The 14222-nt window shown below is 37.5% G+C and carries 12 protein-coding genes, 1 tRNA gene and 1 pseudogene; 11 read left to right on the top strand and 3 right to left on the bottom strand.

Annotated elements, in window-relative coordinates:
• Positions 1-213: 213 nt before the first annotated feature.
• From DQM95_RS02155 to DQM95_RS02195, 9 genes and pseudogenes are all read left to right on the top strand, one after another.
• On the top strand, positions 214-1818 hold the full coding sequence (locus tag DQM95_RS02155; protein WP_037593544.1) for a CTP synthase: 1605 nt from the start codon (positions 214-216) through the stop codon (positions 1816-1818).
• A 57-nt stretch (positions 1819-1875) separates the two neighbouring features.
• Positions 1876-2616, top strand: a pseudogene (locus DQM95_RS02160) (LytS/YhcK type 5TM receptor domain-containing protein); the annotation flags it as partial.
• A gap of 168 nt (positions 2617-2784) precedes the next feature.
• On the top strand, positions 2785-3708 hold the full coding sequence (locus DQM95_RS02165) for an alpha/beta hydrolase (protein WP_037593542.1): 924 nt from the start codon (positions 2785-2787) through the stop codon (positions 3706-3708).
• 56 nt (positions 3709-3764) lie between these two features.
• Positions 3765-3850, top strand: a tRNA-Leu gene (locus DQM95_RS02170).
• Between the two features lie 178 nt (positions 3851-4028).
• On the top strand, positions 4029-4910 hold the full coding sequence (locus DQM95_RS02175) for a class II fructose-bisphosphate aldolase (RefSeq protein ID WP_012657870.1): 882 nt from the start codon (positions 4029-4031) through the stop codon (positions 4908-4910).
• 223 nt (positions 4911-5133) lie between these two features.
• Positions 5134-5322 (top strand): 50S ribosomal protein L28, encoded by a 189-nt coding sequence (gene rpmB / locus DQM95_RS02180; protein WP_003025909.1) that lies wholly within the window; start codon positions 5134-5136, stop codon positions 5320-5322.
• A 138-nt stretch (positions 5323-5460) separates the two neighbouring features.
• Complete coding sequence (locus DQM95_RS02185; RefSeq protein WP_012657871.1) at positions 5461-5826, top strand: Asp23/Gls24 family envelope stress response protein; 366 nt, start codon at positions 5461-5463, stop codon at positions 5824-5826.
• A complete protein-coding gene (locus DQM95_RS02190) occupies positions 5826-7493 on the top strand; it encodes a DAK2 domain-containing protein (protein ID WP_012657872.1) in 1668 nt (555 codons plus the stop codon). Before DQM95_RS02185 ends, DQM95_RS02190 begins: the two co-directional genes overlap by 1 nt.
• A gap of 168 nt (positions 7494-7661) precedes the next feature.
• Positions 7662-8552 carry an SPFH domain-containing protein gene (locus DQM95_RS02195; RefSeq protein ID WP_012657873.1) on the top strand — a complete coding sequence of 297 codons (891 nt, stop codon included), beginning with the start codon at positions 7662-7664 and terminating at the stop codon, positions 8550-8552.
• A 66-nt stretch (positions 8553-8618) separates the two neighbouring features.
• Here the strand turns inward: DQM95_RS02195 and DQM95_RS02200 are convergent, their stop codons facing one another.
• From DQM95_RS02200 to DQM95_RS02210, 3 genes are all read right to left on the bottom strand, one after another.
• Positions 8619-8735, bottom strand: a complete 117-nt coding sequence (locus DQM95_RS02200) for a putative metal homeostasis protein (protein ID WP_003105912.1) — start codon at positions 8733-8735, stop codon at positions 8619-8621.
• A 161-nt stretch (positions 8736-8896) separates the two neighbouring features.
• The gene (locus DQM95_RS02205) at positions 8897-9637 is read right to left on the bottom strand and encodes an amino acid ABC transporter ATP-binding protein (RefSeq protein WP_037593541.1); all 741 of its coding nucleotides are present in this window, start codon (positions 9635-9637) and stop codon (positions 8897-8899) included.
• A 13-nt stretch (positions 9638-9650) separates the two neighbouring features.
• Positions 9651-11201, bottom strand: a complete 1551-nt coding sequence (locus DQM95_RS02210; protein WP_037593540.1) for an ABC transporter substrate-binding protein/permease — start codon at positions 11199-11201, stop codon at positions 9651-9653.
• 201 nt (positions 11202-11402) lie between these two features.
• Here DQM95_RS02210 and DQM95_RS02215 point away from each other — a divergent pair, with 201 nt between their 5' ends.
• Together DQM95_RS02215 and DQM95_RS02220 are read left to right on the top strand one after the other, a co-directional pair.
• Positions 11403-13304 (top strand): DUF2207 domain-containing protein, encoded by a 1902-nt coding sequence (locus DQM95_RS02215; protein ID WP_046393291.1) that lies wholly within the window; start codon positions 11403-11405, stop codon positions 13302-13304.
• 69 nt (positions 13305-13373) lie between these two features.
• Positions 13374-14213 carry an undecaprenyl-diphosphate phosphatase gene (locus DQM95_RS02220; RefSeq protein WP_012657877.1) on the top strand — a complete coding sequence of 280 codons (840 nt, stop codon included), beginning with the start codon at positions 13374-13376 and terminating at the stop codon, positions 14211-14213.
• Positions 14214-14222: the final 9 nt, after the last annotated feature.

A 14222-nucleotide genomic window follows, 5' to 3' on the forward strand; every position in this document is an offset into this window, starting at 1 on the left:
CAAACAGTTAGATATAGTTTATATTATTATTCGGGCACCTCTTTAAGAGGTCGAATTAGGCTCCCTAGTAATAGGGAGCTATTTTTGTTTTTTCAGGCATAATCTTATGGATTTGGCAACTGTTTTGCCACTTAGGTGAGATTTCCCCAAATATAGAGATGTGACAGTGGTTACCGATTTGTGAAAGGTAACGTTTTTAAAAAAGGAGTTTAAATGACAAAGTACATTTTCGTAACTGGTGGCGTTGTTTCTTCCATTGGTAAAGGTATCGTAGCAGCAAGTTTAGGTAGATTACTGAAAAATCGTGGATTGAAAGTAACGATTCAAAAGTTTGACCCTTATATTAATATTGATCCAGGTACAATGAGTCCTTATCAACATGGTGAAGTCTATGTAACAGATGATGGTGCAGAAACCGATTTAGACTTAGGTCATTATGAGCGTTTTATCGATATTAACCTCAATAAATACTCTAACGTCACAACTGGTAAAATTTATAGCGAAGTTCTTCGTAAAGAACGTAAAGGTGAATATTTGGGAGCGACTGTGCAGGTTATCCCTCATATTACAGATGCCTTAAAAGAAAAAATCAAACGTGCAGCAACAACAACGGATTCGGATGTCATTATCACGGAAGTAGGTGGGACTGTAGGAGATATTGAAAGTCTTCCTTTCTTAGAAGCGCTTCGTCAAATGAAAGCAGATGTTGGTTCTGATAATGTCATGTACATCCATACGACCTTGCTTCCATATTTAAAAGCAGCGGGTGAAATGAAAACAAAACCAACCCAACACTCCGTAAAAGAGTTGCGTGGGTTAGGAATTCAACCAAACATGCTTGTCATTCGGACGGAAGAAGCTGTTGAACAAGGTATCAAAAATAAATTAGCACAATTTTGTGATGTTGAACCAGAAGCCGTTATTGAATCTCGTGATGTTGAACATTTATATCAAATTCCTTTGAATTTACAAGCCCAAGGCATGGATCAAATTGTATGTGATCATCTTAAATTAGATGTGCCTCAGGCAGATATGACGGAATGGACAACAATGGTAGATAAGGTGATGAACCTAAAGAAAACAACCAAAATTGCCTTAGTTGGAAAATATGTAGAATTACCAGATGCTTATCTTTCAGTCGTTGAAGCCTTAAAACACTCAGGCTATGAAAATGATGCTGCCATTGATTTAAATTGGGTTAATGCTAATGATGTGACTGAAGAGACTGTTGCTTCCCTACTTGGCGATGCTGATGGCATTATTGTCCCAGGTGGTTTTGGACAACGTGGAACAGAAGGTAAAATACAAGCCATCCGTTATGCGCGTGAGCAAGATGTGCCGATGCTTGGTATCTGTTTAGGTATGCAGTTAACCTGTATCGAATTTGCTCGCCATGTCCTAAATCTAGAAGGAGCTAATTCATCCGAGCTTGACCCAACAACACAATATCCTATTATCGATTTAATGAGAGATCAAATTGATATTGAAGATATGGGTGGGACCCTCCGTTTAGGTCTATACCCATGTAAATTAAAAGCAGGCTCAAAAGCGGCCGCAGCTTATGACAATCAAGAGGTTGTTCAAAGAAGACACCGTCATCGTTATGAGTTCAATACAAAATTCCGTCAAGAGTTTGAACAAGCTGGCTTTGTTTTCTCAGGAGTTTCACCAGACAATCGTCTAATGGAAATTGTCGAACTCCCAGAGAAAAAATTCTTTGTCGCAGCTCAATACCACCCAGAACTACATAGTCGTCCTAATCATGCTGAAGAATTGTACACAGCCTTTATCAGCGCAGCAATTGCTAACCAAAACTAAAGGTTTACTTGAAAGACGCCATTTAAAGGTGCTATAATAACCCAAAGAGGTTATCACATGATTACACTATTATTACCCCTACTCGAAAGGGTAGGACTCATTATCCTCTTGGCTAATCTTCTTATGATTAGCCCTTTTTATAAGCGGATGATGTATCATCGAGATACCTTGCGCCTGCGTTGGCTACTAATAGTCACCTTTAGTTTGTTTGCCATCATTAGTAATTTTACAGGAGTGCTAGTGAACGCTCCATTTGATATTGGAAACGGTGGCCTCGTAAGCCTTTTGTCTCATACTTCCATAGCCAATACCCGAACCTTAACCATTGGGATGTCAGGTCTCATCGGAGGACCCTTTGTCGGATTTTTTGTCGGACTCATCTCAGGAAGTGTTCGCTGGCTACAAGGTGGCAATGCTCCCTACACCTATTTCATCTCTTCCTTAGTCATTGGAACCTTATCAGGATTTGTTGGGCAAATCAGCTTGCGCAAAAAGACCTATCCAAAAATCTGGCAAGGAAGCTTATGTGGGGCATTAATGGAAGTCTTCCAGATGCTTTGTATCTATTTCTTATCGCCGGACAAGGCACAAGCGGTAGCATTGATTCAAACCATCGCCTTCCCCATGGTCTTCGTTAATGCACTAGGAACTGGCATCTTTCTTTCTATCATTTTAGGAACTTTGAGTCAGGAAGAAAGTATGAAAGCCATCCAAACCTATGATGTCTTAGAACTAGCAAACACGACCTTACCCTATTTCAGACAGGGTCTCACTTCGGAATCTGCAGAAAAAGCAGCCAAAGATTTTGGACAGGTGGAAGAATCCATGGGGTCAATAGCCTTAGTCATAGTGGGAGTCATTGTCACAGTAGTTGTTCCTATCTTTAGTAACCTCCTTCTTTAATAGTTTAAAAAAAGAAAGAATTTGCCTCTTTCTTTTTTGCTATCATTAAGGTAAACTAATAGTATGAAAATAGTTCGATTGTCAAAGTATTTAATGCTGTTATTTTTAGTTCTTTCAGTAATTAGTGTAGGTGCTAGTTTTTACTTCTTCCATGTGGCTCAAATCAGGGAGGAAAAATCCTTCATAAACACTAAAAAAAGGGGCAAAGAGGATCCCTTATATGATAAAGAAAAAGCTTTTGACGCCTTAAAAGTAGAAGAAAGGGTTATGTATAATAGAGGAAAACGTCAAGTAGCTTGGTATCTCCCGGCAGCTCAGAAAAGTCATAAAACAGCAGTCGTTGTTCACGGTTTTTTAAATAGTAAGGCTGGGATGAAGCCTTATGCCATGTTATTTCATGACTTAGGATATAATGTGTTAATTCCTGACAATGAAGCTCATGGACAGAGTCAGGGCCAAATCATAGGTTATGGTTGGAGTGATCGTGAAAATGTGATTGCCTGGACAAAAGAATTGATCCGCGAGGATGAGGCTAGTCGTATTAGCTATTTTGGACTGTCAATGGGTGCAGCAACCGTTATGATGGCAAGTGGTGAAAAGCTTCCAAAACAAGTTGTCAACATCATTGAAGATTGTGGCTATTCAAGTGTTTGGGATGAACTGAAATACCAAGCTAAGGCCATGTACAATCTCCCCGCTTTTCCAATACTATATGAAGTTTCAGCGATATCGAAATTAAGGGCTGGTTTTACCTACAAAGAAGCAAGTTCTGTCAAGCAGTTACAGAAAAATAAGCTCCCTGTTCTTTTTATTCATGGTGATAAGGATGATTTTGTGCCTACTCAAATGGTTTATGACAACTATAAAGCGACTAGAGGGCCAAAAGAACTCCTGATCATTAAAGGGGCTAAACATGCAGAAGCCTATAAAGTGAATATGAAGGAATATCAAGAAAAAATCAAAGATTTTTTGAAAAAATATCAATAGATTCTATTGACATCAAATCTCATAGTTGCTATAATATATGATGTTGCTGATGAGAAGCGGGGATGGCGGAATTGGCAGACGCGCAGGACTAAGGATCCTGTGACCGCTTTAGGTCGTGAGGGTTCAAGTCCCTCTCTCCGCATAGTTAAAGATGGGATTTCCCATCTTTTTTTGCTTTTAGTGATTAAAAATCGCGACAAACTCATTTTCCGACTTTGGAAAACGCTTTACCGTCATCAAAGACTAGAATTTTTTTGGCTATTGTGCTAAAATGAACAAGTAAACGGGTATAACCCGAAAAATTAGAGGAGGCCTAACAAATGGCAATCGTTTCAGCAGAAAAATTTGTACAAGCAGCTCGTGACAACGGATATGCTGTTGGTGGATTTAACACTAACAACCTTGAATGGACTCAAGCTATCTTGCGTGCAGCAGAAGCTAAAAAAGCTCCAGTTCTTATCCAAACTTCAATGGGTGCTGCTAAATACATGGGTGGTTACAAAGTATGTCAATCACTTATTTCTAACCTTGTAGAATCAATGGGGATTACAGTTCCTGTAGCTATTCACCTTGACCATGGTCATTATGAAGATGCTTTAGAATGTATCGAAGTTGGTTACACATCAATCATGTTTGACGGTTCACACCTTCCAGTTGAAGAAAACCTTGCTAAAACTAAAGAAGTTGTAGCTTTAGCACATGCTAAAGGTGTTTCTGTAGAAGCTGAAGTTGGAACTATCGGTGGTGAAGAAGACGGAATCATCGGTAAAGGTGAACTTGCTCCAATCGAAGATGCTAAAGCAATGGTTGAAACTGGAATTGATTTCCTTGCCGCTGGTATTGGTAACATCCACGGTCCATACCCAGAAAACTGGGAAGGTCTTGCTCTTGACCACTTAGAAAAATTAGCAGCAGCTGTACCAGGATTCCCAATCGTATTACACGGTGGATCTGGTATCCCTGATGATCAAATCAAAGCAGCTATCAAACTTGGTGTAGCAAAAGTTAACGTAAATACTGAAAGCCAAATCGCATTCTCTGATGCAACTCGTGAATTTGCACGCAACTTCGAAGCAAACGAAGCTGAATACACTGGTAAAAAATTATTTGACCCACGTAAATTCTTGGCTCCAGGTATGAAAGCTGTTCAAGGTGCCGTTGAAGAACGTATCGACGTTTTCGGTTCTGCTAACAAAGCTTAATCATAAAGCCAAATATAAAGAAAACTCACTTGAAAAAGTGGGTTTTTCTTTTGGAAAATCAAGCAAGGCTAGCTGACCTTTAATTTGAGAATATAAGAAAAAAAGTAGATAGAAAACTTGTTATAAAAAATCCTTGTCAAACGACTTGGCTTATGATAGAATAGTTTGGTATGTGGTGCTAGCACATCCGTAAACATATTCTACCTAGGAGGAAATCGATAAAATGGCTAAAGTATGTTATTTTACAGGTCGTAAAACAGTATCTGGTAACAACCGTTCACACGCTATGAACCAAACAAAACGTACAGTTAAACCAAATCTTCAAAAAGTGACTATCCTTGTTGATGGAAAACCAAAAAAAGTTTGGGCTTCAGCTCGTGCGCTTAAATCTGGTAAAGTTGAACGCGTATAATTGAAATGAGCCTTCGGGCTTTTTTTCTTTTCTTTCTTTTGCATTTTTTGGCTTTCACACCTCTCAGACTGATATGTTTTTACATTAGGCTCAAGATATGGTAAAATAAACTGATAAAAACTTTTTGAGGTAGTAAAAATGACTGTAAAAATTAATACAAAAGATGGTCTTATCGAACTTTCTGATGACGTTATTGCAACTGTTGTCGGTGGTTCTGCAACGGAAATTTTCGGCGTTGTCGGTATGGCTAGTAAAAGTGCATTAAAAGACAATTTCCAATCACTACTTCGCAAAGAAAACTATGCTAAAGGTGTGGTTGTGAAAGCAACAGATATGGGTATTTCTGTTGATGTTTATACTGTAATGAGTTACGGTGTTAAGATAAGTGAAGTCTCTAAAAATATCCAAGAACGTGTTAAATTTAATTTAGAAAGCCAACTTGGCTTAACTGCAGATATGGTCAATGTCTATGTGCAAAATATTAAAGTTGTAGGAGAAAACTAGTGTCAAAAATTACAGCAAGCTTGTTACAAGAGATGGTTCAAGCAGCCGCAACTCGTTTAGGAAAACAAGCAGAATATGTAAATTCACTTAATGTCTTCCCAGTACCAGACGGTGATACTGGTACCAATATGGGGATGACTATGGATAATGGTGCCAAAGAGGTTGCTGATAAGCCAGCTGATACTGTTGGGGAAGTTGGACAAATCTTATCCAAAGGTCTTTTGATGGGTGCACGTGGGAACTCAGGTGTTATCACATCTCAAATTTTCCGTGGATTTGGGCAAAGTATCAAAGGAAAAACTGAATTAGACGGTAAAGATTTAGCACTGGCTCTTCAATCAGGTGTTGAAGTTGCTTACAAAGCTGTCATGAAACCTGTTGAAGGAACTATTTTAACGGTTGCTCGTGGCGCTGCTAGTGCAGCTTTGAAAAAGTCTGATTCTACAAATGATGCTGTTGAAGTCATGGCTTCAGCTCTTAAAGGAGCGAAAAAAGCTCTTGCAAAAACACCAGAATTACTTCCTGTGTTAAAAGAAGTAGGCGTTGTCGATTCAGGTGGTCAAGGACTTGTCTTTATTTATGAAGGTTTCATGTCTGCATTAAATGGGGACTATGTGGCTTCTGAAGACTTCAAAGCAACTCCAGCGAATATGGCAGAAATGATTAATGCAGAGCACCATAAAGCTGTCGTTGGCCATGTCGCAACAGAAGATATTACTTATGGCTATTGTACTGAGATTATGGTTGCACTCCGCCAAGGCCCTACCTATGTTAAAGAATTCAATTATGAAGAATTCCAAGGCTACCTAAGCAATCTCGGTGATTCATTAATGGTTGTTAATGATGATGAGATTGTTAAGGTTCATGTTCATACGGAAGATCCAGGCCTTGTTATGCAAGAAGGTTTAAAATATGGCTCACTTGTAAAAGTTAAAGTGGACAATATGCGTAACCAACATGATGCTCAAGTTGAAAAAACAAATATAGCGACTAAACCACAAGAAGAAGCAAAAGAATTTGGTTTGATTGCTGTTGTAGCTGGTCAAGGCTTAGCAGATATTTTTAAAGCACAAGGGGTTGACTATATCATCTCTGGTGGACAAACCATGAATCCATCAACAGAAGATATCGTTAAAGCCATTGAAGCTGTTAATGCGAAACAAGTAATTATCTTACCAAACAATAAAAACATCTTCATGGCAGCCCAATCTGCAGCTGAAGTCGTGGATATTCCTGCACGTGTGGTTGAAACACGCACAGTACCTCAAGGATTTACGAGTCTATTAGCTTTTGATACAACTAAAACATTAGATGACAATGTTGCCAATATGACTGCTAGTCTATCTGAGGTTACCAGTGGAAGTATTACCTTAGCTGTTCGTGATACAACTATTGATGGTCTTGAGATTCATGAAAATGATTATCTTGGTATGGTTGATGGTAAAATCTTAGTTTCTGATGCAAACTTGGAAGCAGCCTTAAAAGCAACGTTTGAACAAATGATTACTGAAGACAGTGAAATTGTAACTATTTTTGTTGGTGAAGATGGTGAAGTGCCACTTGCAGAAGAACTTGCAGACTATCTTGAAGAAAAATATGAAGATATTGAAGTTGAAATTCACGAAGGAAATCAACCAGTTTATCCATATTTAATGAGTGTTGAGTAATTGAACAAGGCAATTGATGCCTTGTTTTTTTCTGTCAAAAAAATTTGAAAACATTAATATCATATTTGACAAAAAATAGAAATATCTTATAATTGTATCATAACAATAAGTCAAGATGCAGCAGATGGATTTTCCTAAAGAGCTAGCACGGACTGAGAAGGAGATAAAATGCTTTATTCATTAATCATTTTTAGTTTTTGGGCTATTTTTGCTTTAATTGTGATTGCAAGTAGCTTATATGTTGTTCGTCAACAGTCTGTTGCCATCATCGAACGCTTTGGGAAATACCAAAAAACGTCTCAAAGTGGTATTCATATTCGTATGCCTTTCGGTATTGATAAAATTGCTGCACGTGTCCAATTGCGACTCTTGCAAACAGAGATTATTGTTGAGACAAAGACAAAAGATAATGTTTTCGTTACCTTAAATGTTGCCACTCAATATCGTGTCAATGAAAACAATGTTACAGACGCCTATTATAAATTGATGAAGCCAGAGGCACAAATTAAATCTTATATTGAAGACGCCCTTCGTTCATCCGTACCTAAACTAACTTTGGACGAACTGTTTGAGAAAAAAGATGAAATCGCCTTAGAAGTTCAACATCAAGTGGCAGAAGAAATGTCAACCTATGGTTATATCATCGTTAAAACATTGATCACCAAAGTGGAACCAGATGCGGAAGTGAAACAATCGATGAATGAAATCAATGCTGCCCAACGCAAACGCGTAGCTGCCCAAGAATTAGCTGAAGCAGATAAGATTAAAATTGTCACAGCGGCATCGGCAGAAGCTGAAAAAGATCGCTTACACGGAGTTGGTATTGCCCAACAACGTAAAGCAATTGTCGACGGTTTAGCAGAATCTATCCAAGAATTAAAAGATGCTAATATTAGCTTAAGTGAAGAACAGATAATGGCTATTCTTTTAACCAATCAATATTTAGATACATTGAATACATTTGCCAGTCGAGGAAACCAAACTATTTTCTTACCAAATACGCCAAATGGAGTGGATGATATCAGAACACAAGTTCTCTCAGCACTTAAAGTCAAATAAAAAAAGCACCTAAGACGGAGGGATTTGTCTTAGGTGTTTTTTGTCTGACTTTATTTTTGAGAAGGTCTATTTTTTACCTGATCTCTTGTGCTCATGAATAATCTTTAAAGCACGTTTTTTTGTTTTAATGTTAGGACTTTTTAGTCTGCGATAAGCTGACGCCAAGTCAGTTTTTTCAGCCATAAGTACCTCCAATCACATAAATTATTAACGTTAACATCCTCAGTATAACACAAAATACTTAACTGGTAAAGTAAAAAACAAAAATTAAAGAACTCAAAATGAACTGCCCCCAATCGTTAGAATTTTTGTCTAATGATTGGGAAGCAGTTCAAGAGATTCTTTTATTTTAAGAAGCGTTGTAAAAATTCTTTTGTGCGTTCCTCTTTTGGATTTTCAAAAATTTCTTGTGGTGTACCTTCTTCAGCAATCACACCTTTATCCATAAAGATGACTCGGTTTGATACTTCTTGGGCAAAATCCATTTCATGGGTTACGATGATCATGGTTAATCCTGATTTAGCCAAATCTTGCATGGTTTTTAAAACTTCGCCAACCATTTCAGGATCAAGTGCAGAAGTAGGTTCGTCAAAGAGCATAGCTTCTGGATTAACAGATAATGCACGAGCAATAGCAACCCTTTGCTTTTGACCTCCGGAAAGTTGTTTTGGTTTTGCTTTCCAATATTGCTCGGTCATTCCAACCTTGTTAAGGTTTTCTTTAGCGATTTTCTCAGCTTCCTGACGACTTCTTTTTAAAACAGTGGTTTGTGCAACAATAGCATTTTCTAAGACGTTTAGATTATCAAAAAGGTTAAAGGATTGAAAAACCATTCCTAATTTTTCACGGTAGTGAATCAGATTATAATTGTCGTCTAGAACATTATTCCCATGGAAAAGAATTTCCCCAGCTGTTGGTTCTTCCAAAAGATTAATGGATCTCAGTAGTGTAGATTTACCAGAACCAGACGAGCCGATAATGGAAATAACTTCTCCTTTATTGACTGATAATGAAATATCTTTAAGGACTTCATTATTGCCATAAGATTTTTTTAAATGTTTGATTTCAATAATTGGGTTAGACATTACTCGTCTCCTCTCAAGGCAATTCATTAACTGTAGTTGTGTAATTGTCATCATCAATACGACGTTCTACATAGCGAAGAATGCGTGTAACGGTAAAGGTGAGGATGAAGTAAATGACAGCAATCACAGAGAATGTTTGGAAATATTGGTAGTTTTGAGTGGCAACAGTATTCCCTGAGAAATAAAGCTCTACAACGGAAATAACGTTTAACACAGAGGTGTCTTTGATATTAATGACAAATTCATTACCAGTTGCTGGTAAGATATTTCTTACAACCTGTGGTAAAACAATCTTACGCATGGTTTGGCCATGGGTAAAACCAAGAGCTGTCGCTGCTTCAAATTGGCCTTTATCTACTGCGAAAATACCACCACGAACAATTTCGGTCATGTATGCGCCAGTATTAATAGAAACAATAAAGATAGCGGCTAAGGTTCTATCGATAGAAATACCAAAGGCTTGAGCTGTTCCATAGTAAATAACCATAGATTGTACAATCATCGGAGTTCCACGGAAGACCTCAATATAAACATTAAGGAACCATCCAAATAATTTTTGGAAAAAAGCTAAAACCTTATGCTTTGATTTAGGAGCTGTTCTATAGATACCAATTAAGAGACCAATGATAAGCCCCACAATGGTACCAATGGTTGAGATAAGAAGGGTTAAACCAGTTCCTCGTAAGAATTGTTTCCAGTTCTTCGTTACAATAGACCACATCTGGTCAAGGAATGATGGTTGCACACCATTTTCGGCTTTCTTTTCTTTTGGCTGTAAAGTAACCATCTTATCCATCAAATCAAGACGATCATTAGCAGATAAATCAGCTAAAACAGTATTAACTTGAACAATTCTAGGATCGTCTTTACGCATACCAACAGCAATTGCGGCATCGGATTCATTGACAGTAAATGCTTTTTTTAAGACAACCATCTTAAAGGCTGAATTGACATTTTCAGCTGTCATTGCTTCAGGTCTTTCAGAGATATACCCATCAATGACACCTGATGAAAGGGCTTGACGCATTTGAGAGAAGTCTCCCATTGGTGTTTGTGCTTTAACACCATTGATTTGTGGAATGAGATTAACATGCCATACCCCTTGTTGGGCGGTGATTTTAGCTCCTGCAAAATCATCCAATGATTTGGCCTTTGCAAACTTGCTATCTGCTTTAACAACGATAACGGGTTCGCTCGTATAATAGCTATCAGAAAAAGCAATTTCTTTTTTACGTTCCTCGGTAGGACTCATACCAGCTGCAATCATATCAATTTTTCCTGATGTTAGGGCTGGAATCAAGCCTGTCCATGATGTTTTAACAACTAAAAGTTTCTTATTTAGTGATTTGGCTACTTTTTTAGCGACTTGAACATCATAGCCGTTTGCATATTGGTTGGTTCCTTCAATTGGTACGGCACCATTTGAATTATCATCTTGTGTCCAGTTGAATGGCGCGTAAGCTGCTTCCATTCCAACTCTTAAATATTGGTCTGCATCTGCCTGACTAACTCCTGCAAAAAGGAGGAGAAGAGCAGCGAAACAGCTCATTAAAAATTTCCTCATAAAAGACTCCAGTCTCAAATTATTATTATTACTTATTTTACAGTAAATAGGATTCTATTTCAATGTTTTGAGTTCAAAGAAATGGAAAAATATACAAAATATTGTTTAAAAATAAATAAATTTTAAAAAAATTAAATAAGATAGCGTTTTCTTAATCTGTTAAGATATGCTAAAATATATTTTAGAAAGTTAGGTGATGACATGAAAAAATGGTTTTTTTTATTCATACTATTTTTAGGTTTTTTTGGACAAAACATTTTGGCATCTGAAGTTGACTATCGTATTCCATTATATGAGGGATTTTTGACGGTCAATGAAGACAATAGTGCTGATTTTCGTCAAGAAGTGACTTATATTTTTTCATCGGATTACAATGGTCAGTACCTTAGTTTAGGAAAAGCTGGTAATATGCCTGATGGTTTTGGAATTGATCAAAATCCACAAGTTCAAGCCTATAAAAACGGTCAAAAAGTGGAAGTCTCTAGCTTCCTAGAGGATTTGGGTGATGGCTATCGCTTGAAAGTTTATAATTCTGGGCAAGCAACAGACAAAGTAAAAATTGTGGTAACCTGGAAGCTTCGCCATTTATTATCCAAATATCAAGATATTGCAGTCTTGAATTGGAAACCTATCTCAGACTGGGATGAAACTCTTGAAACTGTTCATTTCGCGATAAAAAGTCAGAAAACCAGCCAAGAACAGGAGATGTATCTTCATAGAGGCTATTTTTTCCCTGGTGCACATGAAAAAGGGAAAAATCAGATTGACATGAGAGCATCTAAAGTTAGTGGTGTCCTAGAATTTCATGGCTACTGGGATAGTAGCATTGTGACGGGAATGGCCGAAAATCAAAACTATTTGCCGAAATTTAAGAAGACAGAAGAAACAATAGCTAAAAACACGCGCTTAGCCAATAACATTGTCAACTACTACATCTATATAGTCGTCGCACTCCTTTTCTTATTGGCAGGTTTTTGTTGGTATCTCTTTAAAAAATCTGTTTTTCGATATAGCAATCATAAAGATGAACGGCTTTATGCCTTGCCTGGTGACCAGGCTCCCCTTGTCATTGCTCAAAAGATTTTTCATTTAGATCTTCAGAAGTTAAACCCAAGCCAGTCAATCCTTAAGGATGATAATATTAGCTTTGAAAATCTTGTTCAAGCAACTTTACTTGATTTAGTTGACCGCAAAGCTATTATGATGGAGAAAGAAGACAATCATTATTATTTAAGTTTAGTAAATGATAGCCATTTGTCTGATTTTGAGAAAGCTTTCGTCCGCATGGCATTTGGTGATCAGAAAAAATTAAAAACAGATCAGTTATTTGCGGATTACTTCTTTGACTCAGGTATTGAAAAGAAATTAAAAAAACAATATAAAGGTCAAGAGTTGCAACGCCAGGTGAATCAGCGAGGCAAGGAGCATTTAGATAAATTGGACCGCGCCTTTCGGAATCTGACGGAACTTGTCAAGAATCACATTGGTACAGAAGGTGATCACTATTATCGCTCCATGACTGTTAAAGAGAAAATCTATTTAGGGTTGGCTAATGCTTTCCTAGTTTTTATTATCATTATCCTTTTTTGCCTTGGATTTTATGTTATGGCTATGGCCAATGGTCGCAATCTCATCATTGATATTGTTTTAGCACTTATTGCCATTGTTGGCATTTATCAAATGACTAAACAGACCAGTAAAGACCTTCTGCAAGGCGTTCTAACACAAGAAGGACAATTGGCTCGTCAGCCTTGGGATGCTTTTATCCATATGCTCAAAGATATTGATCATTTTGAAAAAGCAGAGGTTGAAAGTTTAGTGGTTTGGAATAGAATGTTAGTTTATGCAAGTATGTTTGGATTTGCTGAACAAGTTGAAAAATACATGATTTTACATGGTATTCAGCTTGAGGATAAGAATCTAGGGCATCAGTATGGCTCGATTCACCCCTTCATGTATGGCATGACAAATAATCTAACAAGTTCTAGCATGGCCGCTTCAAATGCCAGTCATTTCAGTGTTTCTTCTGGAAGTAGTTCTGGTGGCTTTTCAGGTGGTGGCTTCTCCGGCGGTGGCGGAGGAGGCGGTGGTGGAGCTTTCTAAAAAGGGAAATGATAAGAAAATTTTAAGTTTTTCTGATACAATAGTTCTATCATTATTTTAGGAGACATCATGTTATTTTTTGAAATATTAAAAGCCATCTTTTTTGGAGTTGTTGAGGGAATAACGGAGTGGCTTCCAATTTCTAGCACTGGCCATCTGATTTTGGTTCAAGAGTTTATTAAAATGAATCAAGATAAAGATTTCATGGACATGTTTAATATTGTTATCCAACTGGGCGCGATTATCGCTGTTATGGTCATTTATTTTGAACGCCTTAATCCCTTTCAACCTGGTAAGTCAGCGCGTCAAGTCCAATTAACATGGCAGTTGTGGTTAAAAGTTGTCATTGCCTGTGTACCATCGGCTATTTTTGGATTATTGCTTGATAATTGGATGGAAGCTCACTTCTATAATTTTGTAGTTGTTGCTCTCATGCTCATTTTGTATGGCTACGCCTTTCTATGGATTGAAAAACGCAATGAAAAAGTTGAACCAAAGGTGACGGAACTATCTCGAATGTCCTATAAGACTGCCTTCTTAATTGGATGCTTCCAGGTACTCAGTATCGTCCCAGGAACAAGTCGTTCAGGGGCAACTATTTTAGGGGCAATTATCTTAGGAACAAGTCGACCGGTCGCTGCTGATTTCACTTTTTTCTTAGCCATTCCAACCATGTTTGGTTATAGTGGCTTGAAAGCTGTTAAATTCTTTTTAGATGGAAATCATTTAGCTTTTTCACAAATATTGATCTTACTTGTGGCTAGTTTGACAGCTTTTGTGGTTTCTATGTACGCGATTAAATTCTTGACGGATTATGTGAAAAAACATGATTTTACAGTTTTTGGGAAATATCGTATTGCTTTGGGATCGGTTCTCATTCTCTATTTCTTTGTTAGTTTATTTATGTAATAAGAACCA

The sequence above is a fragment of the Streptococcus uberis genome, from assembly GCF_900475595.1.
GTDB classification, from domain to species: Bacteria; Bacillota; Bacilli; order Lactobacillales; family Streptococcaceae; genus Streptococcus; species Streptococcus uberis.

Excerpts from the sequence above, each read along its gene's own strand:
- DQM95_RS02155 (WP_037593544.1), top strand. The coding sequence starts at position 214 with ATGACAAAGTACATTTTCGTAACTGGTGGCGTTGTTTCTTCCATTGGT.
- DQM95_RS02215 (WP_046393291.1), top strand. The coding sequence starts at position 11,403 with ATGAAAAAATGGTTTTTTTTATTCATACTATTTTTAGGTTTTTTTGGA.
- DQM95_RS02220 (WP_012657877.1), top strand. The coding sequence starts at position 13,374 with ATGTTATTTTTTGAAATATTAAAAGCCATCTTTTTTGGAGTTGTTGAG.
- DQM95_RS02175 (WP_012657870.1), top strand. The coding sequence starts at position 4,029 with ATGGCAATCGTTTCAGCAGAAAAATTTGTACAAGCAGCTCGTGACAAC.
- DQM95_RS02195 (WP_012657873.1), top strand. The coding sequence starts at position 7,662 with ATGCTTTATTCATTAATCATTTTTAGTTTTTGGGCTATTTTTGCTTTA.
- DQM95_RS02165 (WP_037593542.1), top strand. The coding sequence starts at position 2,785 with ATGAAAATAGTTCGATTGTCAAAGTATTTAATGCTGTTATTTTTAGTT.
- rpmB (WP_003025909.1), top strand. The coding sequence starts at position 5,134 with ATGGCTAAAGTATGTTATTTTACAGGTCGTAAAACAGTATCTGGTAAC.
- DQM95_RS02185 (WP_012657871.1), top strand. The coding sequence starts at position 5,461 with ATGACTGTAAAAATTAATACAAAAGATGGTCTTATCGAACTTTCTGAT.
- DQM95_RS02210 (WP_037593540.1), bottom strand. The coding sequence starts at position 11,201 with ATGAGGAAATTTTTAATGAGCTGTTTCGCTGCTCTTCTCCTCCTTTTT.
- DQM95_RS02200 (WP_003105912.1), bottom strand. The coding sequence starts at position 8,735 with ATGGCTGAAAAAACTGACTTGGCGTCAGCTTATCGCAGACTAAAAAGT.
- DQM95_RS02205 (WP_037593541.1), bottom strand. The coding sequence starts at position 9,637 with ATGTCTAACCCAATTATTGAAATCAAACATTTAAAAAAATCTTATGGC.